The organism is Pseudomonas saponiphila (assembly GCF_900105185.1).
Taxonomy (GTDB): Bacteria; Pseudomonadota; Gammaproteobacteria; order Pseudomonadales; family Pseudomonadaceae; genus Aquipseudomonas; species Aquipseudomonas saponiphila.
The window spans coordinates 2,983,736-3,006,465 of record NZ_FNTJ01000001.1; the positions used below are offsets into that span (position 1 = coordinate 2,983,736).

Consider the following 22,730-nt stretch of genomic DNA (forward strand, 5'->3'; position numbering starts at 1 on the left):
GTATGTCGTCCTTTGTCGAAATGATCGAAAACATCACCCCCGAGATCTACCAGAGCCTGAAGCTGGCGGTAGAGATCGGCAAATGGGCCGATGGTCGCAAGCTCACCGCCGAGCAGCGTGAACTGTCCCTGCAGGCCATGATTGCCTGGGAGATGCAGAACCTGCCCGAAGACCAGCGCACCGGCTACATGGGGCCGCAGGAATGCGCCTCGAAGTCGGCGCCGGTGCCGAACATCCTGTTCAAGTCGGATGCCATCCATTGATCGAGATCGGCCGCGGTTCCATCAGCAAAATGTCGGCCCGCCTGGATGGGCCGAACGTTCAGTACGCTTTTCGCCTGGGCGACAGCGAGGTACCGGTCAACCCGTTGATCGGCAAGACGCTGCGCCTGGAATACCTGGGCGCGATCCACTGCACCCATTGCGGGCGCAAGACCAAGACCAGCTTCAGCCAGGGCTATTGCTACCCCTGCATGACCAAGCTGGCCCAGTGCGATGTGTGCATCATGAGCCCCGAACGCTGCCACTATGACGCCGGCACCTGCCGCGAGCCGTCCTGGGGCGAGCAGTTCTGCATGACCGATCACGTGGTCTACCTGGCCAACTCCTCGGGGATCAAGGTCGGCATCACCCGCGCCACCCAGTTGCCGACCCGCTGGCTCGACCAGGGCGCCAGCCAGGCGCTGCCGATCATGCGCGTGGCGACCCGCCAGCAGTCGGGCTTCGTCGAGGACCTGTTCCGCTCCCAGGTGGCCGACAAGACCAACTGGCGCGCCTTGCTCAAGGGCGATGCCGAGGCTGTGGACCTGGTGGCGGTGCGCGAGCAGTTGTTCGAGTCCTGCGCCGAGGGCCTGCTGGGCCTGCAACAGCGTTTCGGCCTGCAGGCGATCCAGCCGGTGAGTGACATCGAACCCCTGGAGATCCGTTACCCGGTCGAGCAGTACCCGACCAAGATCGTCAGTTTCAACCTGGACAAGAATCCGATCGCCGAAGGCACGCTGCTGGGCATCAAGGGCCAGTACCTGATCTTTGATACCGGCGTGATCAACATTCGCAAATACACGGCCTATCAGCTCGCCGTGCATCAGTAGAAGGAATTCGCCATGCGCACCGAACAACCGAAGATGATCTACCTGAAGGACTATCAGGCCCCCGAGTACCTGATCGACGAAACCCACCTGACCTTCGAGTTGTTCGAGGACCACAGCCTGGTCCATGCGCAGCTGGTGATGCGTCGCAACCCCGCGCGCGGCGCCGGCCTGCCACCGCTGGTGCTGGATGGCCAGCAACTGGAGCTGCTGTCGGTGAGCCTGTCCGATCAACTGCTGGGCGCCAGCGACTACCAGCTCGATGACAGCCACCTGACCCTGCACCCGACCAGCGCCAGCTTCACCGTGGATACCAGCGTGAAGATCCACCCGGAGAGCAACACCGCCCTGGAAGGCCTGTACAAGTCCGGCGGCATGTTCTGCACCCAGTGCGAGGCCGAGGGCTTTCGCAAGATCACCTATTACCTCGATCGTCCGGATGTGATGAGCAAGTTCACCACCACCGTGGTGGCCGAGCAGCACAGCTACCCGGTATTGCTCTCCAACGGCAACCCGATCGCCAGCGGCCCCGGTGAAGACGGCCGGCATTGGGCGACCTGGGAAGACCCGTTCATGAAGCCGGCCTACCTGTTCGCCCTGGTGGCCGGTGACCTGTGGTGCGTGGAAGACAGCTTCCGCACCCAGAGCGGGCGCGACGTGGCGCTGCGCATCTATGTCGAGCCGGAAAACATCGACAAGTGCCAGCACGCGATGAACAGCCTGAAGAAGTCCATGCGCTGGGACGAAGAAACCTACGGCCGTGAGTACGACCTGGACATCTTCATGATCGTCGCGGTCAACGACTTCAACATGGGCGCCATGGAAAACAAGGGCCTGAACATCTTCAACTCCAGCGCCGTGCTGGCCCGTGCCGAAACCGCCACCGATGCCGCGCACCAGCGGGTCGAGGCGATCGTTGCCCACGAATACTTCCACAACTGGTCGGGCAACCGGGTGACCTGCCGCGACTGGTTCCAGCTGTCGCTCAAGGAAGGCTTCACGGTGTTCCGCGATGCCGGTTTCTCCGCCGACATGAACTCGCGCACCGTCAAGCGCATCCAGGACGTGGCCTACCTGCGCACCCACCAGTTTGCCGAAGACGCCGGCCCCATGGCCCACGCCGTGCGCCCGGAAAGCTTTATCGAGATTTCCAACTTCTACACCCTGACCGTGTACGAAAAGGGGTCGGAAGTGGTGGGCATGATCCACACCTTGCTCGGCGCCGAAGGCTTCCGTAAGGGCAGCGACCTGTACTTCGAGCGTCATGATGGCCAGGCGGTGACCTGCGACGACTTCGTCAAGGCCATGGAAGACGCCAACGGCGTCGACCTGAGCCAGTTCAAGCGCTGGTACAGCCAGGCCGGTACGCCACGGTTGGCAGTCAGCGAGGCCTACGACGCGGCGGCGAAAACCTACAGCCTGACCTTCCGCCAGAGCTGCCCGCAAACCCCGGACAAGGTGGAAAAGCTGCCGTTCGTGATTCCGCTGGCACTGGGCCTGCTGGACTCCAAGGGCGCGGGCATGGCCCTGCGCCTGTCCGGTGAAAGCGCGGCCCAGGGCACTTCCCGGGTGATTTCGGTGACCGAGGCCGAGCAGACCTTCACCTTCGTCGACATCGCCGAACAGCCGCTGCCATCGCTGCTGCGCGGTTTCTCGGCGCCGGTGAAGCTGAGCTTCCCCTACAACCGCGACCAGCTGATGTTCCTCATGCAGCACGACAGCGACGGTTTCAACCGTTGGGATGCTGGTCAGCAGTTGGCCGTGCAAGTGTTGCAGGAGCTGATCGCCCAGCATCAGCAGGGCCAGGCGCTGGTGATGGACGAACGGCTAGTGACCGCCTTGGGTACTGTGCTGGCGGACGACAGCCTGGACCAGGCCATGGTCGCGGAAATGCTGTCCCTGCCGGGCGAGGCCTATCTGACTGAAATCAGCGAAGTGGCGGATGTCGAGGCGATCCACGCGGCTCGCGAGTTTGCTCGCCAGCAACTGGCCGAGCGCCTGTTCGACGGGCTGTGGACGCGTTATCAGGCCAACCGCGAGGTGTCCAAGGTCACCGCCTACGTGGCCGAGTCCGAGCATTTCGCCCGCCGCGCGCTGCAGAACATTGCCCTGTCGTACCTGATGCTCACCCACAAGCCCGAAGTGCTGGCGGCGGCCATCGAACAGTTCGACAGCGCCGACAACATGACCGAACGCCTGACCGCCCTGGCGGTGCTGGTCAACTCGCCGTTCGAGGCCGAGAAGGCCAAGGCCCTGGCTGTGTTTGCCGAGCACTTCAAGGACAACGCCCTGGTCATGGACCAGTGGTTCAGCGTGCAGGCCGGCAGCCCGTTGCCGGGCGGTCTGGAGCGGGTCAAGGCGCTGATGCAGCACCCGGCGTTCAATATCAAGAACCCGAACAAGGTGCGTGCCTTGGTGGGGGCCTTTGCCGGACAGAACCTGATCAACTTCCACGCCGCCGACGGTTCGGGTTATCGCTTCCTGGCGGATCTGGTGATCCAGCTCAACGGCTTCAACCCGCAGATTGCCTCGCGGCAACTGGCGCCGCTGACCCGCTGGCGCAAATACGACAGCGCCCGCCAGGCGCTGATGAAGGGCGAACTGGAGCGCATCCGCGCCTCTGGCGAGCTGTCCAGCGACGTGTACGAAGTGGTCAGCAAAAGCCTCGCCTGAGGCTTCCAGCGCTCTTGACGTCGTTTTCGCTGGCAAGCCAGCTCCTACGGGTGGGCAAGCGGTCGCACGGCCTGCGTAGGAGCCGGCTTGCCGGCGAAGAGGCCCTTGAGCCTTGCGCCGCCCTGGCTGACGCTTTCGCTGGCAAGCCAGCTCCTACGGGTGGGCAAGTGGTCGCACGGCCTGCGTAGGAGCCGGCTTGCCGGCGAAGAGGCCCTTGAGCCTTGTGACCGTTTCCGGTATCGCTTTCGCTGGCAAGCCAGCTCCTACGGGGGGAGCAAGCGGTCGCACGGCCTGCGTAGGAGCCGGCTTGCCGGCGAAGAGGCCCTTGAGCCTTGCGCCGCCCTGGCTGACGCTTTCGCTGGCAAGCCAGCTCCTACGAAAGGGCGGGCGCGGTGGTGGGGGCTGCGTTTTGCAGCGCTTCGCTCAAGTCTCTGTGGTAATTCTGCATGCCGATGGCGTGCAGGATGCCGACTCGCTCCAGCTTGGCGTGCACCTTGAGGTTGGCTTCGCACAACTTCACCACTATCCCGCGTTTGTGCAGTTGGCCGACCACTTCCTCCAGGGTCTGCAGCCCGGTGATGTCCATGAACGGCACATGCCTGAGGCGGATGATCAGCAACTGTGGATCGCTGTGGGTCTGGGCCAGCGCCCGTTCGAAGGTTTCCGCCGCGCCAAAGAACAGGGGGCCTTCGATGGTGTAGATCAGTACCCCCGGCGGCAGGGGGCCGCGGCCTTTGCCACGCAGTTCGTTTTCCAGGTCTTCACCCACCACTTGCTGCACCTCCACCGAGGAGGCCATGCGCCGCAGGAAATGCAGCATCGCCAGGATCACCCCGATATTCACCGCGATCACCAGGTCGCTGAACACCGTGAGCACAAAGGTGCACAGCAGGATCGCCACGTCCGCCCGCGGCGCGCGCTGCAGCATGCGCTTGAAGTGGTGCAGTTCGCTCATGTTGTAGGCCACCACGAACAGGATCGCGGCCAGGGCGCACAGCGGGATATTGGCCGCCAACGGGGCGAGAAACAGGATGATCAGCATCAGCACCGCGGCATGCACGATGCCTGCCAGGGGGCTGGTGGCCCCGTTGCGGATGTTGGTGGCGGTGCGGGCGATGGCGCCGGTGGCCGCGAAGCCGCCAAACAATGGCGTGGCCAGGTTGGCGATGCCCTGGCCGATCAGCTCCTGATTGGAATCGTGGCGGGTGCCGGCCATGCCGTCGGCCACCACCGCCGACAGCAGCGATTCGATGGCCCCGAGCATGGCGATGGCGAAGGCCGGACCGATCAGGTCCAGGATCCGTGGCAGGCTGATCTGGGGCAGCTGCAGGCTCGGCAAGCCCTGGGGAATGCCGCCAAAGGCGCTGCCGATGGTGGCCACGCCATCGAACTGGAACAGCGACTGCAGGGCGGTGGCCAGGGTCATGGCCACCAGCGGCGCCGGCAGGCGCCTGAGCGCGGTGATCCTCGGCAGCCACAGCAACAGTCCGAGGCTGAGCAGGGCCAGCAGGGTGGTGGCCGGGTGCAGCCCGGGCAGGGATTGCAACAGGTGCCAGAGCTTTTGGTGAAAATGCTCGCCCTGGGCCGCGGGCAAGCCGAAGAAGTCCTTCCACTGGCTGACCCAGATGATCACCCCGATGCCGGCGGTGAACCCGAGAATCACCGGGTCGGGGATGAATTTGATCAGGGCGCCGAGGCGGCTGACGCCCAGCAGGAACAGAATGATGCCGGCCATCATGGTCGCCAGTTGCAGGCCGTCGACCCCGTACTGGGCGGTGACCCCGGCGAGAATCACGATAAAGGCTCCGGTGGGACCGGCGATCTGCAAACGGCTGCCACCGAACAGCGACACCAGCAGGCCGCCGACGATGGCGGTGTAGATGCCTTGCTCGGGCTTGACCCCGGAGGCGATGGCGAAGGCCATGGCCAGGGGCAGGGCGACCACGCCGACAATCACCCCGGACAGCAGATTGCGGGCCCAGTGGGTGCGCCCCAGCAGCCCGGCTTTCCACGCCTCGCGTATGGCAATCATGCTGCACTCCTCAAGCTCATCGGGCTGGCGCCCCATGCCGCTCATCATAGTCAAGGGCGGGGGCCGAGGATGCATGCGCTGGATCAGTCTTTGCTCGCGTGACGGCAGGCCAAGGACACAAATCGCTGGACGCACTGAAGGGGGGCGTCCAGCTGCGGCGTCCACCTGTATCGATCAGCCCAGCGAATGCCCGAGTATTCAGGCGCCTGACCAGGCGCGCCGATTAACAAAAGATAACGTGGCGTTGATTGTCAGACCTTTCCAAAGCCCGATAGGATAGCCCGCAGCCAAAGGGGCTCTAGATTGCAGGTTTCAGGACGATCGTCATGGTCGATCCAGGCCAGGCAAACCCCGCAAGGCGCCCTGAGAGGTCAAGTGACCTGACAATAATAATGGGGGAATGGTCTATGAGTGAGCCTGTCATGGGCGTGGTTGTTGGCCGCCCGCCGGCGCTGCGCACGTTCGCATTGCTGGCTGCAGCGCTCTCGCTGTCGGGTGTCGTGACGTTGTCGACACCGGTCCTGGCCGCTGCCTCCGCAGCGGATACAGTCTTTTCCATCGAATCGCCCAAAGCGGCGAAAAGCCTGATGCTCGATGTGGTCCATGCCGGCAAGCGCCTGGTGGCAGTGGGCGATCGCGGGCACATTCTCTATTCCGACGATCAGGGGGCATCCTGGGTTCAGGCCAAGGTGCCGACCCGGCAGTTGCTGACGGCGGTGTACTTCGTCGACGACCAGCATGGTTGGGCGGTGGGCCACGATGCCCAGGTCCTGGCCAGCACCGATGGCGGTGTCACCTGGACCCAGCAGTTCCAGGACCTCAAGCGTGAAGCGCCGTTGCTCGATGTCTGGTTCAAGGACACCCGCAACGGCTTTGCCGTCGGAGCCTACGGCGCCTTGCTGGAAACCACCGACGGCGGCCAGCACTGGGAGGACGCCAGCGACCGCCTGGACAACGAAGATCAGTACCACCTCAACGCCATCGCCGAGGTCAAGGACTCCGGCCTGTTCATCGTCGGCGAGCAGGGCAGCATGTTCCGCTCGGCCGATGGCGGGCAGACCTGGGAACGCCTCGAAGGCCCCTATGAAGGCTCGCTGTTCGGCGTGATCGGCACCGGCCAGCCGGCGACCCTGCTGGTCTATGGCCTGCGCGGCAATCTCTATCGTTCCACGGATTTCGGCGGCACCTGGGAGCAGGTGGAGTTGAAGGCTGCCCGTGGCACCCTGGAGTTCGGTCTGTCGGGCGCCACCTTGCTGGACGACGGCTCGCTGGTGATCGTCGGCAACGGCGGCAGCGTGATCCGCAGCACCGACCACGGCCAGACGTTCAGCGTGTTCAACCGCCAGGACCGCATCTCGTTATCGGCGGTGACCGCTGCCGGCAATGGCAACCTGATCCTGGCCGGGCAGGGCGGGGTGCGGGTTTCTGCGGCAAGCGGCGCTGAACTCGGCCAGTAGGCCGGGCACATAACAAGAAGGTGGGGAATTTCATGAGCAGTCATCACCAGGACAAGGCGAACTTTCTCGAACGCCTGATTTTTAACAACCGCCCGGCAGTGATCTTTATCTGCCTCTTGGTCAGCGCTTTCCTGTTCTGGCAAGCGACCCTGATCCGCCCGTCCACCAGTTTCGAAAAGATGATCCCGCTCAAGCACCCGTTCATCGAGCGGATGATGGAGCACCGCAACGACCTGGCCAACCTGGGCAACACCGTGCGCATCTCGGTGGAAGCCCGCGACGGCGACATCTTCACCCAGGAGTACATGGAGACGCTGAGGCAGATCCACGACGAGGTGTTCTACATCTCCGGCGTCGATCGCTCCGGGCTCAAGTCGCTGTGGAGCCCCAGCGTGCGCTGGACCGAGGTGACCGAAGAGGGCTTTGCCGGTGGCGAGGTGATCCCCCAGAGCTACAACGGCTCGGCCGAGAGCCTCGACAAGTTGCGCAACAACGTCCTCAAGTCCGGCCAGGTCGGGCGTCTGGTGGCCAATGACTTCAAATCCAGCATCGTCGATATCCCGTTGCTGGAGTCCTACCCGGACCCGCAGGACCAGGGCAAGCTGCTGGCCCTGGACTATCAGAAGTTTTCCCACCAGCTGGAAGAAAAGATCCGCGACAAGTTCGAGGCGCAGAACCCCAATGTGAAGATCCACATCGTCGGCTTCGCCAAGAAGGTCGGCGATCTGATCGATGGCCTGATCATGGTGGTGATGTTCTTCGGTGTGGCCTTCATCATCACCCTGGTGCTGTTGTACTGGTTCACCTGGTGCATCCGCAGCACCATCGCGGTGTTGATCACCACCCTGGTGGCGGTGGTCTGGCAACTGGGGTTGATGCACGCCTTCGGCTTTGGCCTGGACCCCTACTCGATGCTGGTGCCGTTCCTGATCTTCGCCATCGGCATTTCTCACGGGGTGCAGAAAATCAACGGCATCGCCCTGCAATCGAGCGATGCGGATAACGCCCTGACGGCGGCGCGGCGCACTTTCCGCCAGCTGTTCCTGCCGGGCATGATCGCCATCCTGGCCGACGCCGTGGGCTTCATCACCCTGCTGATCATCGACATCGGGGTGATCCGCGAGCTGGCCATCGGCGCCTCCATCGGTGTGGCGGTGATCGTGTTCACCAACCTGATCCTGCTGCCGGTGGCGATTTCCTACGTCGGTATCAGCAAGCGCGCCATCGAGCGCAGCAAGAAGGACGCTTCTCGCGAGCATCCTTTCTGGCGCCTGCTGTCGAATTTCGCCAGCCCCAAAGTCGCGCCGATCTCGGTGGCCCTGGCCCTGGTGGCCTTCGGCAGCGGCCTCTGGTACAGCCAGAACCTGAAGATCGGCGACCTCGACCAGGGCGCCCCGGAGCTGCGTCCCGACTCGCGCTACAACAAGGACAACAACTTCATCATCAGCAACTATTCCACCAGCTCCGACGTGCTGGTGGTGATGGTCAAGACCGCGGCCGAAGGCTGCTCGCGCTATGAGGCCATGGCGCCCATCGACGAGCTGATGTGGAAGATGCAGAACACCGAGGGCGTGCAGTCGGCGATTTCCCTGGTGACCGTGTCCAAGCAGATGATCAAGGGCATGAACGAGGGCAACCTGAAATGGGAAACCCTGTCGCGCAACCCTGACGTGCTCAACAACTCCATTGCCCGGGCCGATGGCCTGTACAACAACAACTGCTCCCTGGCGCCGGTGCTGGTGTTCCTCAACGACCATAAGGCCGCGACCTTGGACCGCGCGGTGCATGCGGTGCAGGAATTCGCCAAGGAGCACAACCGGGACGGCCTGGAGTTCATCCTCGCCGCCGGCAACGCCGGGATCGAGGCGGCCACCAACGAGGTGATCAAGCAGTCCGAGCTGACCATCCTGATCCTGGTGTACATCTGCGTGGCCGGCATGTGCATGATCACCTTCCGTTCCTGGGCGGCGACCCTGTGCATCGTCCTGCCGCTGGTGCTGACCTCGGTGCTGGGCAACGCGCTGATGGCCTTCATGGGCATCGGGGTCAAGGTGGCGACCTTGCCGGTGGTGGCGCTGGGGGTGGGCATCGGTGTCGACTACGGCATCTATATCTACAGTCGCCTGGAAAGCTTCCTGCGTGCTGGCCTGCCATTGCAGGAGGCCTACTACCAGACCCTGCGCTCCACCGGCAAGGCGGTGCTGTTCACCGGCCTGTGCCTGGCCATCGGCGTGTGCACCTGGATCTTCTCGGCCATCAAGTTCCAGGCCGACATGGGCCTGATGCTGACCTTCATGCTGCTGTGGAACATGTTCGGCGCCCTGTGGCTGCTGCCGGCCCTGGCGCGGTTCCTGATCAAACCGGAAAAGCTCGCCGGGCAGAAGGGCAACTCACTGTTCGCTCACTGATCCAGGCGCTTTGAACAGCAAGCCGCGCCCTAGGGTGCGGCTTTTTCATGCCTGCCCCAGGGCATCGACCGGCTGGCGCGGCAAAGCATTTTCAAGTCCCTGCGCCAGCGCTCCCTTGCAACACCGGCGGCAAGCGATGATTGCGCGCAATACGGGCCCGATCCTTGGGCGCCGATCAGCTATGATTGCGCCTTTCCAATTGATGATTGATCGCTATGACCGCTGCTACCGACACCTTGCTCACTGCCCTTGAAGCCTGCGACATGCTGGAAATCGACGGCCTGCACGCCTTCGACTTCACCCTCGACGAACAGCGCCTGCTGATCGAGTGCATGGATGGTCGCGCCGCCAAGCGCTGGAGCTTCACCCTGGCCCAGGTGCAGGCCGCGACTTTCGACCAGGAGCTGCAGAGCTGGATCCTGGCCGACGATGCCGGCGAGCACCGCCTGGTGTGCATGAGTGCGTTCAGTGCCCGCGACGAAGAGGAGGATGAACATGAAGATGCGTAATTTCTGGCCGCTGCTGATGGCCGGCAGTGTTGGCGCCATGGCGGTCCAGGCGGCTCCCGCGGACAGCCAGGAATTGCTCGTGGGCTCCTACACCCAGGGCCAGAGCCAGGGCCTGTATCGTCTGCATTTCAACGAACGCACCGGGCAGATCGATGCCAAGCCGCTGCAAGTGGTGAAGAGCTCCAACCCGTCCTGGCTGACCCTGTCCAAGGACCTGAAATTCGTCTTCGCGGTGAATGAAAACAGCCCGGGGCAGACCGACCCCATCGGCCGTGTCAGCAGCTACAGCCTGGCGCCCAAGACCCATCAGCTGAGCCTGATCAACCAGGTGCAGAGCCAGGGCAACGAACCCACGCACTCCAGCCTGAGCGCTGACGGCAACTACCTGTTCGTCAGCAACTATTCGGTGGATGTGGACCCGGGCGGCAGCCTGGCGGTGGTGCCGGTCAGTGCCGATGGTCACCTGTCGCCGGTGGTGCAGCTCACCAGCCATCCGGCCAGCCGGGTCGACCCCGAGCGCCAGCAGTCGGCCCATGTGCATTCATCGGTGTCATCCCCGGATGGCCGGTTTGTGTTCGCCAACGACCTGGGCGCGGACAGGATCTTCGTCTACCGCTATGACCCCAAGGCCAACCCGGAACATCCGCTGACACCCGCCGAACCGGCCTTTGTCCAACTGCCCCCGGGCAGCGGCCCGCGCCATCTGCTGTTCAGCGCCGACGGCAAGCGGGCCTACCTGACCCTGGAAATGAGCGCCCAGGTGGCGGTCTTCGACTATCAGGACGGCAAGCTGACCCAGCGTCAGCTGGTTGATCTGGCGGCCAGTGGCAACAAGGAGAAAAAGTCCGCGGCGGCCTTGCACGCGTCCAAGGACGGTCAGTACCTCTATGTCAGCAACCGCGGCACCGCCAACCAGTTGCTGGTGTTCGCCATCGATCAGAGCAATGGCCAGCTCAAGGAGATCCAGCGCCGCTCCGTGGAAGGCGATCACCCACGGGAGTTCAGCCTCGATCCGAGCAACCGCTACGTGTTGATCGGCAATCAGAAGAGCAACGAGATCGTGGTGATCGAGCGTGACGCCAAGACCGGTTTCCTCGGCAAGACCGTGCAGAAACTGCCGTTCGAAGCCCCCAGCGACATCAAGTTCCTGGTGCGTCAATAAGCCACAGGCCCCGTGTTTCGGGGCCTGACTGCTTCTATCAATGACGCTGATAATGGCTACTGCTGCAAAGCATTTTTTCCCGACAACCCTCGGGAGTAAGTTTGCTTCAACGCCCACACGGGCAAGCAAGCCAACTGAATTCGAGGGTTCCCCACATGAACTTCAATCTCTTCTCCGTGATCGCAGCGTCCGCCATTTCTGCCAGCGTGGCCCTGCCCGCCAGCGCCAGCGTGGAAATCAGCCAGAAGAAATCCAGTACCAACACCTACACCCAGAAATACCTGCAACAAAGCGCCCACTTCTACGCCGCCCTGGATCACAAGAGCCACGGCTGATCGGGTCGCTTTACGCCCATGCTGGCGAGCCAGCTGGCCTGTCCAGCGCCATATCTGCGTTGCCCCGTAGTCATTCGGGTCCTCACACCCTTTGCGCCCAAGCCTGCTGGCTGGCCGAGCTTATGATCGACAAGGCCTGCTCCATGTCACAGGTGAGGGCGCAAGGGGGAAGGTTGGCTCAGGCCTGGCTGATATCCAGCAATTGAGGCCTGGCAATCGCCAGATAATCCTGCGTATCGAGCACCATCGACGCATCCAGCCGCCCCGCGTTGAAGGCTATTTCTGCGTAGCCTGTGGTCAAGGCCGGATCGACGATCAATTGAATCCGCTCATCGAACACAAAAGGTGGAATGGCGCCGATCCGGCACCCGGTCAGTTCCATGGCGGTTTCGGCCTTCACCAGCTCGGCTTTTTTCCCGCCCAGGGCCGCTCCGACTTTCTTCATGTCCAGCTTCTGGTCGCCCGGCAGTATCACCAGGGCATAGGGGCCGGCCTGCCCCTTGAGGGAGCAAAGCATGGCCTTCGCGCCTTGACCGGGCTCGGTGCCACGGATTTCGGCGACGCGCGCCGACTGGCCCTCGGCATCGTGCATCAATACCCGGTAGGAGGCTGAGCGGGCATCAAGTAGCGCCACGAGGCGATCGAACATGGGATGCATGTAGTTTTCCTCTGGTTTACAGGAGCAGGTCGTAGGTCAGTTTGCTGATCAGAATCACCAGCAACACCAGGAATAGAGCCCGGACGAAGGGCACGCCCTTATGAACGGCCAGCCAGGTGCCAGTGAGCGCACCTAGAATGTTGAATGCCGCCATGGGGATGGCGATCAGGTAGAGCACGTTACCCGTTGGAATGAAGAACATCAGTGCCGCTACGTTGGTCGCGATGTTCACCAGCTTGGCCGATGCCGAGGCATGCAGAAAGTCGAAGGCGAAGCAGCGGATAAACAGGAAGATCAGGAAGCTGCCAGTACCGGGACCGAACAGACCATCGTAGAAACCGATGGCGCCACCGATCACCACCGCCAGCAGTTTTTCCTTGGTCCCGATGCGCATGGGTTTGTGCAGGGCGCCGAAGTCTTTTTTCCAGAAGGTGTAGATCGCCATCAGAACGATCAACACCAGCACCGCCGGCCGGATCACCGACTGGGGGACGAACGACACCGTGGCGGCTCCGCAGAAGGCCATGACAAAGGCGGCGCAGGCGGCGGGGATCACCAGCCCCCAGTCGATCACCACCTTGCGCACGAAGGAGCGGGCCGCGAAGGTGGTGCCGCAGGCGGCCGCGACCTTGTTGGTACCCAGCAGCGCCGCCGGTTGAGCGCCGGGTAGAACGTTGAACAGCGCGGGAATCTGGATCAGTCCGCCGCCGCCCACCGCCGCATCGATCAGGCCGGCGGCGAAGGCGAACACGCAAAGGATGGCAATATCGACCATGTAATCAGGCTCTGGCTATGTAGGGTTGATGAGGGTTCAGCGGCACCACGCGTGCCGGATCATTGACCCCGAAGACCCGCAACATCCAGCGATCACGGCCGTCGTAGCGGGGGGTAAAACCATCCCGGGCATGCAGGGTTTGCTGGTTCTTGAAGATCAGCATGTCCCCGGGTTGCAGCAGTATGTGGTGCATGACATCGGGATGATCGGCAGCGGCGGCGAACAGTTGGAGGGCAAACTGCGCATTGGCGCAGGTCGCTTCGACACTCGCTTGGTTGTAGCGGCAATACAGGCCACCGGTTGCGCTTCTGTACAGCAAGGGGACGTTTTCCAGCACATTCCCCTGTTTGCCGAAGGAGGCCGGTCGGCGAACGCTGAAGTTCGGTCGTGACAATTCTTCCTCAACGCAGGCCGGCAGCATGGCCAGCACCTCGTCAATGGCGACGATGCGCGTCGGCACGTCGAGCTCGCAGCGCAGGCCGGTCAGGGTCAGGTACTCCGGGCAGGCCGACAACTGCGAGACGGGTTCGCAGGTCAAAGGCAGGTGAGGGTTGTCGACATGCATGCCCAGATCCGCGCGCGAGCCATAGGAGCTCTTTTCGGTTTCTCGCTTGTGCTTGGGCGATACGTGACGGAACACGGTGTCGTTGCTTTCACCCTCGTAGGCCAGCGGATGGGTTTGCAGAGTTTGCAGCACCGACAAAATAGCCCCGGCCAGCGTCGACACGTTCTCGATACCCGGCTCCAGGTCATAGGGCGTGGCCGGCAGTTGCGGGTCCAGCGGTAGCCCCCTGACGATCATCGCCACTTCACGGGCCTGGGGAAAATGGCGTAGCTGCTGGATCTTCTCGGGGCACAGGACACTTTCCAGCAACCGCCCCAGGGCCGGCATGTGGCTGATCCCCGAGGCGCTATCGGTCACGTCCAGCGATGCCAGACCGGCCTGAAGCGTGCGTTGTTCTTCGAGTGACAGATGAATTTGCGGTATCTCCCGTCGGGTCGAAGTCACTGATCGTTTTTCCAGCCATTCATGAGTGACTTCATCAACACAAGCTGCGGCTTTCCCGAGTACTTCTTCCAGCTTTGACACGTCCTTGCGCTCCTGTTTGCCCCATCCTTTTGGGTTGAGCGGGAAGGTTAACGGAAGAGCCTTTTTTGTGTTGCAATGCCGCGTTGTGAAAAATGCAATGAGGTGGACAGTGGCATTGAATATGTTGGGGGAGCTGGAAGCCTTCGCGACCGTGGCTCGCAAGCGCAGTTTCGTCGCCGCGGCACGCACTCTGGGGCGTTCTCCCAGTGCGCTGACCCGTGCCGTTCAAGCCCTGGAGGAAAGTGTGGGGCTCAAGTTGTTCAATCGCTCGTCCAACGCCGTGAGCCTGACCGAAGCGGGTGAGTGCTTGTTGCCCCACGCGTACAAGATGCTCGATCTGCAACGCGAGGTGGATGAGGACCTGGCCGGTCTCGGTGGCCTGGCCTCCGGCTGGATTCGTTTTTCTGCCCCCGAGCTTCTCGGAAACGGGGTATTGCCGCGATTGATCGCGCAATACTGCGAGCGTTATCCAGACGTCAACATCGATGTGATTTTCACCGATGAGATCATCGACCCGGCCAAGAGCAAGCTGGATTTCTCGATTCGCGGTGCGTTTCCACAATCCAGCGACTTGATCGGCTTTGCGCTCTGGAGTTACTCACGTCATCTGTATGCCAGCCCCGGCTACCTGGAGCGCTACGGCATGCCCGACTCTATCGAGGCACTGGAGTCGCACTCGCTGATCCTGCATACGGCGCCGCGGATTCTCAAGGAGTGGAATTTTCGCAGTGAGACGCAGGCCATCAGCTTTCGGGTTCATCCAAAATTTCGTTTCAGTTCCGGCCTGGCGGTATTTCAGGCAGCCCTGGCGGGCGTCGGGATCGCTCGCTTGGCGGATTGGATGGCGGAGCCCGAAGTGCAAGCGGGGCGCCTGATGCGGGTTTGTCCTGAGTACAAGCTGACCTCCAGCAGCGGTGAGAGCCCTCAGATGCACGCGGTGTACCCGGCCGGAAACTTGCCGCTGCGGGTGAAGGCGTTGATGGAGATGATCCGCGACTTGGGTGAAAGCCTCGAATGTAAACGCGGCGCAGCACTGATATGAGCTTAGGGGGCGCTCGGCCCTGTCGTCTGGCTCTTGCGGCGAGGCCCTGTTGTGGCAGGCGCCGCCATTGATGACGCAAATGGGAGGTGTGTTTGCGACGCAATCCACACGCGCGGCAAATTTTGCTTGGTAATGTCACATAGCCATATGTTTAAATTTGACGCTGAATTATTGACTCTTTCCGAGCAAGGATCGAACGCATGTTGACGCGTCTGGCTGTGGTGCTGCTGTTGCTCTATTCCACTCCCTGCGGATTTCGGTGAACGTGACCGAGCGTTTCGCTAATACGTGACCGGTGCTTCCACCCCGGTTGCGCGGGTTCTGGATTGTAATCGCATCGGTCACGATGCGGCTTGTTCCTCGGCTTTTTTTCGGCGCAGCGACTCGCCTTTCATCGTCAGTCGGTAGGCGTTGTGCACCAGGCGGTCGAGGATGGCATCGGCCAGGGTCGGGTCGTTGATCCAGCCGTGCCAGTGCTCGATGGGCAGTTGGCTCGTCAGGATGGTGGAGCGGCTGCCAGCGCGGTCGTCGATCACCTCCAGCAGGTCATGCCGGGCTCCTTCCTCCAGCGGGGCTAGCGCCCAGTCGTCCAGCACCAGGACGTCGACCTTTGCCAGCTGTTGCAGGGTACGGCCGAAGCTGCCGTCGCCATGAGCGATGCGCAGTTGTTCCAGCAGGCGCGGGGTGCGCAGGTACAGGGTGCTATAGCCCTGGCGGCAGGCCTGGTTGCCCAGGGCGCAGGCCAGCCAGGTTTTGCCGGCACCGGTCGGGCCGGTCAGCAGCAGGTTGTGCTGCTGGCGGATCCAGTCGCCACTGGCCAGGGTGGCGATCAGACGCTCGTCCAGGGCGCGTCCGGTGCGGCGGTCGAGATCTTCCAGGCAGGCGTTGGCGTACTTGAGCTTGGCCTTCTTGCGCAGCCGTACCAGGCGCTGGTTGTCACGCCAGGCCAGTTCGCGGTCGAGCAGTAGGCCGAGGCGTTCATCGAAGCTCAGGCTGTGGCTGGCCGGCAGCGTCCATTGCTCTTCCAGGGCGCGGGCCATGCCGTCCAGGCGTAGCTGGTGCAGTTGATTCAGGGTGTGTTGCGGCATCATCGAACAGCTCCTGTTGCGGGGGTTGGTAGTAGTCGGCGCCACGGACGTTCTCGTGGTCGCCGGGTAAGGTCGTTTCGGCGGCACGCTGGGGCAGCGGCTGTTGATCCAGGCCTTGCTGGAGCAGGTTGCGCACGCTGCGCCCGGTGAAGGCGCGCAGGTGTACGGCACGTTCGGCAGCGGCTTCCAGGCGTGCATTGCCATAGCGCCGGGCCAGCGAGAGCAGGCCGAGGCAGGCGCGGTAGCCCATCTCCGGGTGCGGCTTGTGGGTCAGTTGGTGATCGATCAGTTGGCGCGTGTAGGGGCCGATCCGCGCGCCCCAGTCGAGCAGGCGTTGTGGCGTCCATTCGCGATGCGCCTGGTGCGCCGCGGGCATGTGCTCGCGCTGGGTACTGTAAGCGCCGCGTCGCCCCAGCAGCAGGTGGCTGGCCACCCGCCGGTTGCCATGCAGCACTTCCAGGGTGTGTGCCGTCAGTCGCACGTCCACGTTCTGCCGGGCCAGGGCGGAGGGCACGCTGTAGAAGCTGCCATTGACCTCGATGTGGTAGTCGATGCTGACCTTGCAGCGCTTGAAGGTGGCGACCTCGTAGGGATGCACCGGCAGCGCTCGCAAGGCCGGGCGATCCAGGCGCTCGAACCAGTCGCGCCGGCAGCCATCGAGCCGCTTGAACGGGCGCCGATTCAGATCCTCCAGCAGCTCGGCGATGGCCTGGTTAAGCGCATGCAGGCTGAAGAACTGCCGATGGCGCAGCCGCGCCATGATCCAGCGCTCGACCACCTGCACCGCCACCTCGGCCTTGGCCTTGTCCTGAGGCTTGCGTGGCCGTGCCGGCAGGATCACCGTCTGGTAATGACGCGCGCACTCCAGCGTGGCCCGGTTCAGGCCCGGCTCGTAGCGATCCGGCTGGGCGACCAGGGCGCGCGGATTGTCCGGCACAACCATTTCCGGCACGCCGCCAAAGTAGGTCAGAGCCTGGCCCAGCGAGGTCAGCCAGTCCACCTGGGTTTCGCCTGGCGTCGCGCAGGCATAGGTGTAATTCGAGGCGCCCAGGGCGGCGACGAAGATGTGCGCCCGGCGCACTTCGCCGGTGGCCGGGTCGACCACCGGCAGCGTCGGCCCGGCATAGTCGATGAATAGCTTCTCGCCCGCACGGTGCAGCTGACGCATCGAACGTTTGAGCGTCTGGGCGTAGCGCCGGTAGTGCTCGACGAACTGGGTGTAGCGGTAGGTCGGCTGGCCCGCATGCGCGGCGAGATATTCCTCCCACAGCAGCTGCAAGGTCACGCCCTTGCGTCGCAACTCGCGGTGGATGCTCAGCACATCGGGCAGCACTCGCTCACCGCGCGGCTTGTTCGTCGACGTCGGTGCAAACAAGGCGGCCGCCAGCGCGGCCTCGTCCATGGCCACCAGCGCCGGCCAGTCCAGCCCGGCCACCCGCGCCGCCGCGATGTACTTGCTAACCACGCCCTTGGACAGCTGCAAGGCACGGGCAATCTTCTCGTGGGACAAGCCGGCCTCAAACTTGAGGCGCAGACATTCTTTGATGTTTCGCATGGCTACTCGCGGCGCCGCCATCTTCCTCTCCCGAAATCGGTCGAGGATGGCGGCGCATCAGGTCATGCGCAACGAAGGGGAAGGCTTTCGCTAAGTCGTGACCGGCGATTTCGGTAAGCCGTGACCACCTGTTTCGGAACAGGCGGAAAATCGGTCACGTTGCTACCGAAATGAGCGGTCACGCGTTAGCGAAATGACCGGTCACGATCAACCGAAACGGCCGGTCACGGTGCTCCGAAATCCGCAGCTCCCATCCTGTCTTCCGCGCAGCCTGTCGAAGGTGAGCCGGAAACTTCCCGCGAGCGCCTGGCCAGCCTGTTGCAGGACTGAAGCGCCTTTTAGCAGGAACTCTCAGAGAACCAGCTGCGGGCCCCGCCATGGGGCCCGCCGTGAGGGTTTCAGCCCTTGGCCGAACCGCGCTTGACCAGTTTCATCACCACCACGAAGAACACCGGGACGAAGATCACCGCCAGGGTCGCGGTGATCATGCCGCCGATCACCCCGGTGCCGATGGCTTGCTGGCTGGCGGAGCTGGCGCCGGTGGCGATGGCCAGGGGCACCACGCCGAGGATGAAGGCCAGGGAGGTCATGACGATCGGCCGCAGGCGCAGGCGCGCAGCTTGCACCGTGGCGTCGATCAGGTCGTGGCCTTCGTCGTACAGGCTCTTGGCGAACTCGATGATCAGGATCGCGTTCTTCGCCGACAGGCCGATGATGGTGATCAGGCCGACCTTGAAGAACACGTCGTTGGGCATCTCGCGCAAACTCACCGCCAGCACCGCGCCCAGCACCCCCAGGGGCACCACCAGCAGCACCGAGGTCGGGATCGACCAGCTCTCGTAGAGCGCCGCCAGGCACAGGAACACGATCAGCAGCGACAGGCCCAGCAGCATTGGCGCCTGGCTGCCGGACAGGCGTTCCTGCAGTGACAGGCCGGTCCATTCCAGGCCCAACCCGGCAGGCAGCTGTGCCACCAGTCGTTCGATCTCCTGCATGGCTTCACCGGTACTGTGGCCGGGGGCCGGCTCGCCGGAAACGGCGATCGCCGGGTAGCCGTTGTAGCGGGTCAACTGCGCCGGTCCGAGGGTCCAGTTGGCGCGGACGAAAGCTGACAGCGGCACCATCTTGCCGGCGTTGTTGCGCACCTGCATGCGCAGCAGGTCCTCGACCTGGCTGCGCTGGTCGCCTTCGGCCTGGACCACCACCCGCTGCATCCGTCCCTGGTTGGGGAAGTCGTTGATGTAGGCCGAGCCCAGGGCCGTGGACAGCAGGTTGCCGATATCGCCGAAGGACACGCCCAGGGCATTGGCCTGCTTGCGGTCCACCTCCAGCTGCACCTGGGGTGCTTCGGCCAGGGCGCTTTCGCGGACGTTGGCCAGGATCGGGCTCTTCTCGGCGTTCATGAGCAGCTCGGTTCGGGCTTGCATCAAGGCGGCGTGGCCGACACCGCCGCGGTCCTGCAGGCGGAACTCGAAGCCGCTGGAGGTGCCCAGGCCATCGATCGGCGGCGGCAGCACGGCGTAGACCACGGCGTCCTTGATTGCGCTCAGCGCGGCGTTGGCCCGGTCGGCGATGGCCATGGCCGAGTCGTCGCTGCCCCGTTGCGACCAGTCCTTGAGGGTGGTGAAGGCCAGGGCCGCGTTCTGCCCGCTACCGGAGAAGCTGAAGCCGAGGATGATGGTGCTGTCGCCCACGCCCGGTTCGCTGGCGTTGTGCGTTTCGATCTGCTCCACCACCTTGACCGTGCGGTTCTGGCTGGCGCCGGGCGGCAGCTGGATATCGGTGATGGTGTAGCCCTGGTCCTCCACCGGCAGGAAGGAGGAGGGCAGGCGGCTGAACAGCAGCGCCATGATCGCCAGCAGGGCGACGTAGATCAGCAGGTAGCGCCCGCTGCGCTTGAGGGCGTAGCTCACGCCGCCCTCGTAGCGGTCGCTCAGGCGTTCGAAGCGCCGGTTGAACCAGCCGAAGAAGCCCTTGCGCTCGTGGTGCTCGCCTTTGGCGATGGGCTTGAGCAGAGTGGCGCACAAGGCCGGAGTCAGGGTCAGGGCGAGGAACGCCGAGAACAGGATCGAGGTGGCCATGGACAGGGAGAATTGCTGATAGATCACCCCCACCGAGCCCGGCATGAAGGCCATGGGAATGAACACCGCCACCAGCACCAGGGTGATACCGATGATGGCTCCGGTGATCTGCTGCATCGCCTTGCGCGTGGCGTCCTTGGGCGACAGCCCTTCAGTGGCCATGATCCGCTCGACGTTCTCCACCACCACGATGGCGTCGTCCACCAGGATGCCGATGGCCAGCACCATGCCGAACATGGTCAGCACGTTGATCGAGAAGCCCAGGGCCAGCATGGTGGCGAAGGTGCCCATCAGCGCCACCGGCACCACCAGGGTCGGGATCAGGGTGTAGCGGATGTTCTGCAGGAACAGGAACATCACCAGGAACACCAGGGCCATGGCTTCCACCAGGGTGTAGATGACCTTGGTGATCGAAACCTTGACGAAGGGCGAGGTGTCGTAGGGGATCTTGTATTCCACCCCGGCCGGGAAGTAGCGCGACAGCTCGTCCATCTTGGCGCGGATCAGGGTCGCGGTGCTCAGGGCGTTGGCCCCGGGCGACAGCTGCACGCCGACCGCGGTGGACGGCTTGCCGTTCAGGCGCGTGCCGAACTGGTATTCCTGGCTGCCGACTTCCACCCGCGCCACATCACCGATGCGCACCGTGGAGCCGTCCGGGTTGGCCCGCAGCACGATGTCGGCGAACTCCTCGGGGGTGGTCAACTGGCCCTTGACCAGGATGGTCGCGGTGATTTCCTGGCTGGACGGGTTGGGCAGGTCGCCGATGCTGCCGGCCGGCACCTGGGCGTTCTGCGCCGCGACCGCGGCATTGACGTCCGCCGGGGTCAGGTTGAAACCCACCAGTTTCTGCGGGTCGAGCCAGATCCGCATGGCCCGTTCGGCGCCGTACAACTGGGCCTTGCCGACCCCCTCCAGGCGGCGGATCTCGTTCATCACGTTGCGCGCCAGGTAGTCGCTGAGGGCGACGTTGCTCAGGCGCCCGTCGTTGGAGGTCAGGGTGATCAGCAACAGGAAGCCGGCGGACACCTTCTCTATCTGCAGGCCTTGCTGAGTCACAGCCTGGGGCAGCCGCGGCTCCACCGCCTTGAGGCGGTTCTGCACATCGACCTGGGCCAGTTCCGGGTTGGTGCCGGGCTGGAAGGTCGCGGTGATGGTGGCGCTGCCCAGGCTGCTTTGGGAAGAGAAGTACAGCAGGTGATCGGCGCCGTTGAGCTCCTGCTCGATCAGGCTGACCACCGACTCGTCCAGGGTCTGCGCCGAGGCACCCGGATAGACCGCGTAGATCTCGATCTGTGGCGGTGCCACGTTGGGGTACTGCGCCACCGGCAACTGGGGAATCGCCAGGGCGCCACTCAGGAGGATGAAAAAGGCGACCACCCAGGCAAAGACCGGGCGGTCGATAAAGAATTGCGGCATGACGTACTACCTACTGGCCAGGAGGCTGGGCGAGGGCAAGGGGAGAGGCGTCGATCTGCACCTGCTCGCCGGGACGGGCGTGTTGCAAGCCTTCGACAATGACTCGGTCACCGGGCTTGAGGCCCTCGGTGACGATCCAGCGGTCTTTCAGGACCCCGCCCAGTTGCACCGGGTGCTGCACCACGCGGTTCTCGGCGTCCACCAGCAGCACCTGGGCGATACCGGCGCTGTCACGCTGGATGGCTCGTTGCGGCACGCTGATGCCCTGGCGGTTGACCGCCTGTTCCAGGCGCACCCGCACGAAGCTGCCCGGCAGCAGGTCGAGGTCCGGATTGGGGAACTCGCTGCGCAGGATGATCTGCCCGGTGCCCGGGTCGACGCTGATATCGGCGAACAACAACTTGCCCGGCAACGGGTAGAGGCTGCCGTCGTCCTGGATCAGCGTGGCCTTGGCCTGGTCCTTGCCAACCTGTTGCAACTGCCCGGCGCGAAAGGCCCGGCGCAGTTCGTTGAGCTCGCGGGTGGACTGGGTCAGGTCGGCGTGGATCGGGTTCAACTGCTGGATCAGCGCCATGGGCGTGGTTTCGTTCTGGCCCACCAGGGCGCCCTCGGTGACCAGGGCGCGGCCGACACGCCCGGAAATCGGCGCGGTGACGGTGGCGAAGTCCAGGTTGAGCTTGGCGCGCTTGACCGCGGCCTGATTGGCCGCCACCTCGGCGTCGGCCTGGCGCCGGGCCGCCCGTGCATTGTCGTATTCCTGGCCGCTGATGGCCTGGTCGGCGATCAGCTTGGCAAAGCGCTGCTCTTGCAGGCTCGCCTGGAAGGCACTGGCCTCGGCCTTGCGCAGGTTGGCCCGGGCGCTGTCCAGGTCGGCCTGGAAGGGGGCCGGATCGATGCGAAACAGCACGTCGCCCTGCTTGACGTCGGAACCCTCGCGGAAGGTCTGCTGCAACACCACACCGGCCACTCGGGCGCGCACTTCGGCACTGCGCGGCGCGGCGATGCGTCCGCTCAGTTCGCTGGTGATGGACAGGGCCTGGCTCTGTACCGTCTCGATCCGCACGGTGGCGGTCGGCGGTGCCTGTTCGCCTTCGGTCTTGCTGCAGGCGCTCAACGCCGTCGCCAGAACCAGCAGGCAGAGTGGCGCGAGGAGTTTATTCGACATACTGATATCCCAATAATGACCTCGGCATGCTAAGGGCATGGGTCAAGGCCCGCTGTGAAGCTGTGTAGGTGCTGTGTGAAAAAGTGTGAAGCGGGCGCGCTTGCGCGGTGAGTGTTGTATATCCTTGGCGCCTTGCTGTTGCCCGGTGCTCTATAAGGAACGCCGCGACTCTGTACTTCTTCAATAAAGACTCCTTG

17 protein-coding genes are annotated in these 22,730 nt (G+C 63.6%); 9 read left to right on the forward strand and 8 right to left on the reverse strand.

Annotation, left to right across the window (positions count from 1 at the left end):
* Positions 1–2: 2 nt before the first annotated feature.
* The 3 genes from BLV47_RS13945 to pepN are packed head-to-tail and all read left to right on the forward strand — an operon-like array spanning position 3 to position 3,760.
* Complete coding sequence (locus BLV47_RS13945) at positions 3–263, forward strand: YeaC family protein (RefSeq protein ID WP_016965405.1); 261 nt, start codon at positions 3–5, stop codon at positions 261–263.
* Entirely contained in the window at positions 260–1,090 is an 831-nt protein-coding gene (locus tag BLV47_RS13950; RefSeq protein WP_092314451.1) for a DUF2797 domain-containing protein, read from the forward strand. The genes BLV47_RS13945 and BLV47_RS13950 overlap by 4 nt, the downstream gene beginning before the upstream one ends.
* Positions 1,091–1,102: 12 nt before the next feature.
* Complete coding sequence (gene pepN / locus BLV47_RS13955; RefSeq protein ID WP_092314453.1) at positions 1,103–3,760, forward strand: aminopeptidase N; 2,658 nt, start codon at positions 1,103–1,105, stop codon at positions 3,758–3,760.
* Between the two features lie 373 nt (positions 3,761–4,133).
* Here the strand turns inward: pepN and BLV47_RS13960 are convergent, their stop codons facing one another.
* A complete protein-coding gene (locus BLV47_RS13960; protein ID WP_092314455.1) occupies positions 4,134–5,792 on the reverse strand; it encodes a SulP family inorganic anion transporter in 1,659 nt (552 codons plus the stop codon).
* Between the two features lie 407 nt (positions 5,793–6,199).
* On the opposite strand from BLV47_RS13960, the gene BLV47_RS13965 reads away from it, so the two are divergent.
* From BLV47_RS13965 to BLV47_RS13985, 5 genes are all read left to right on the forward strand, one after another.
* The gene (locus BLV47_RS13965; RefSeq protein ID WP_092314457.1) at positions 6,200–7,249 is read left to right on the forward strand and encodes a WD40/YVTN/BNR-like repeat-containing protein; all 1,050 of its coding nucleotides are present in this window, start codon (positions 6,200–6,202) and stop codon (positions 7,247–7,249) included.
* Between the two features lie 32 nt (positions 7,250–7,281).
* Positions 7,282–9,657: an efflux RND transporter permease subunit gene (locus BLV47_RS13970; protein WP_092314459.1), complete on the forward strand. Its 2,376-nt coding sequence runs from the start codon at positions 7,282–7,284 to the stop codon at positions 9,655–9,657.
* Positions 9,658–9,872: 215 nt separating this feature from the next.
* Entirely contained in the window at positions 9,873–10,166 is a 294-nt protein-coding gene (locus BLV47_RS13975) for a DUF5629 family protein (protein WP_092314461.1), read from the forward strand.
* A complete protein-coding gene (locus BLV47_RS13980) occupies positions 10,153–11,328 on the forward strand; it encodes a lactonase family protein (RefSeq protein WP_060839078.1) in 1,176 nt (391 codons plus the stop codon). Before BLV47_RS13975 ends, BLV47_RS13980 begins: the two co-directional genes overlap by 14 nt.
* A 155-nt stretch (positions 11,329–11,483) precedes the next feature.
* A complete protein-coding gene (locus BLV47_RS13985) occupies positions 11,484–11,663 on the forward strand; it encodes a hypothetical protein (RefSeq protein WP_092314463.1) in 180 nt (59 codons plus the stop codon).
* Between the two features lie 178 nt (positions 11,664–11,841).
* Here the strand turns inward: BLV47_RS13985 and BLV47_RS13990 are convergent, their stop codons facing one another.
* From BLV47_RS13990 to BLV47_RS14000, 3 genes are read right to left on the reverse strand one after another with little or no spacing between them, the layout of a single operon-like run.
* Positions 11,842–12,321: a YbaK/prolyl-tRNA synthetase associated domain-containing protein gene (locus BLV47_RS13990; protein ID WP_092314465.1), complete on the reverse strand. Its 480-nt coding sequence runs from the start codon at positions 12,319–12,321 to the stop codon at positions 11,842–11,844.
* Positions 12,322–12,337: 16 nt separating this feature from the next.
* Positions 12,338–13,096 (reverse strand): sulfite exporter TauE/SafE family protein, encoded by a 759-nt coding sequence (locus tag BLV47_RS13995; RefSeq protein ID WP_092314467.1) that lies wholly within the window; start codon positions 13,094–13,096, stop codon positions 12,338–12,340.
* A gap of 4 nt (positions 13,097–13,100) precedes the next feature.
* Positions 13,101–14,105 (reverse strand): TauD/TfdA family dioxygenase, encoded by a 1,005-nt coding sequence (locus BLV47_RS14000; protein ID WP_244168877.1) that lies wholly within the window; start codon positions 14,103–14,105, stop codon positions 13,101–13,103.
* Positions 14,106–14,295: 190 nt separating this feature from the next.
* On the opposite strand from BLV47_RS14000, the gene BLV47_RS14005 reads away from it, so the two are divergent.
* Positions 14,296–15,228 carry a LysR family transcriptional regulator gene (locus BLV47_RS14005; RefSeq protein WP_092314472.1) on the forward strand — a complete coding sequence of 311 codons (933 nt, stop codon included), beginning with the start codon at positions 14,296–14,298 and terminating at the stop codon, positions 15,226–15,228.
* A gap of 341 nt (positions 15,229–15,569) precedes the next feature.
* Here BLV47_RS14005 and istB read toward each other — a convergent pair whose 3' ends face one another.
* The 4 genes from istB to BLV47_RS14025 form a co-directional block, all read right to left on the reverse strand.
* Complete coding sequence (istB, locus tag BLV47_RS14010) at positions 15,570–16,319, reverse strand: IS21-like element IS1474 family helper ATPase IstB (RefSeq protein ID WP_062838242.1); 750 nt, start codon at positions 16,317–16,319, stop codon at positions 15,570–15,572.
* On the reverse strand, positions 16,207–17,892 hold the full coding sequence (gene istA, locus BLV47_RS14015; protein ID WP_062838241.1) for an IS21 family transposase: 1,686 nt from the start codon (positions 17,890–17,892) through the stop codon (positions 16,207–16,209). Before istA ends, istB begins: the two co-directional genes overlap by 113 nt.
* Before the next feature lie 377 nt (positions 17,893–18,269).
* Positions 18,270–21,368 carry an efflux RND transporter permease subunit gene (locus BLV47_RS14020; RefSeq protein ID WP_092314474.1) on the reverse strand — a complete coding sequence of 1,033 codons (3,099 nt, stop codon included), beginning with the start codon at positions 21,366–21,368 and terminating at the stop codon, positions 18,270–18,272.
* Positions 21,369–21,378: 10 nt separating this feature from the next.
* Positions 21,379–22,533 carry an efflux RND transporter periplasmic adaptor subunit gene (locus BLV47_RS14025; RefSeq protein WP_092314476.1) on the reverse strand — a complete coding sequence of 385 codons (1,155 nt, stop codon included), beginning with the start codon at positions 22,531–22,533 and terminating at the stop codon, positions 21,379–21,381.
* Positions 22,534–22,730: the final 197 nt, after the last annotated feature.

Coding starts and splice junctions, on each gene's coding strand:
- BLV47_RS13945 (WP_016965405.1), top strand. CDS start 3: ATGTCGTCCTTTGTCGAAATGATCGAAAACATCACCCCCGAGATCTAC.
- pepN (WP_092314453.1), top strand. CDS start 1,103: ATGCGCACCGAACAACCGAAGATGATCTACCTGAAGGACTATCAGGCC.
- BLV47_RS13960 (WP_092314455.1), bottom strand. CDS start 5,792: ATGATTGCCATACGCGAGGCGTGGAAAGCCGGGCTGCTGGGGCGCACC.
- BLV47_RS13965 (WP_092314457.1), top strand. CDS start 6,200: ATGAGTGAGCCTGTCATGGGCGTGGTTGTTGGCCGCCCGCCGGCGCTG.
- BLV47_RS13970 (WP_092314459.1), top strand. CDS start 7,282: ATGAGCAGTCATCACCAGGACAAGGCGAACTTTCTCGAACGCCTGATT.
- BLV47_RS13975 (WP_092314461.1), top strand. CDS start 9,873: ATGACCGCTGCTACCGACACCTTGCTCACTGCCCTTGAAGCCTGCGAC.
- BLV47_RS13980 (WP_060839078.1), top strand. CDS start 10,153: ATGAAGATGCGTAATTTCTGGCCGCTGCTGATGGCCGGCAGTGTTGGC.
- BLV47_RS13985 (WP_092314463.1), top strand. CDS start 11,484: ATGAACTTCAATCTCTTCTCCGTGATCGCAGCGTCCGCCATTTCTGCC.
- BLV47_RS13990 (WP_092314465.1), bottom strand. CDS start 12,321: ATGCATCCCATGTTCGATCGCCTCGTGGCGCTACTTGATGCCCGCTCA.
- BLV47_RS13995 (WP_092314467.1), bottom strand. CDS start 13,096: ATGGTCGATATTGCCATCCTTTGCGTGTTCGCCTTCGCCGCCGGCCTG.
- istB (WP_062838242.1), bottom strand. CDS start 16,319: ATGATGCCGCAACACACCCTGAATCAACTGCACCAGCTACGCCTGGAC.
- istA (WP_062838241.1), bottom strand. CDS start 17,892: ATGGCGGCGCCGCGAGTAGCCATGCGAAACATCAAAGAATGTCTGCGC.
- BLV47_RS14020 (WP_092314474.1), bottom strand. CDS start 21,368: ATGCCGCAATTCTTTATCGACCGCCCGGTCTTTGCCTGGGTGGTCGCC.
- BLV47_RS14025 (WP_092314476.1), bottom strand. CDS start 22,533: ATGTCGAATAAACTCCTCGCGCCACTCTGCCTGCTGGTTCTGGCGACG.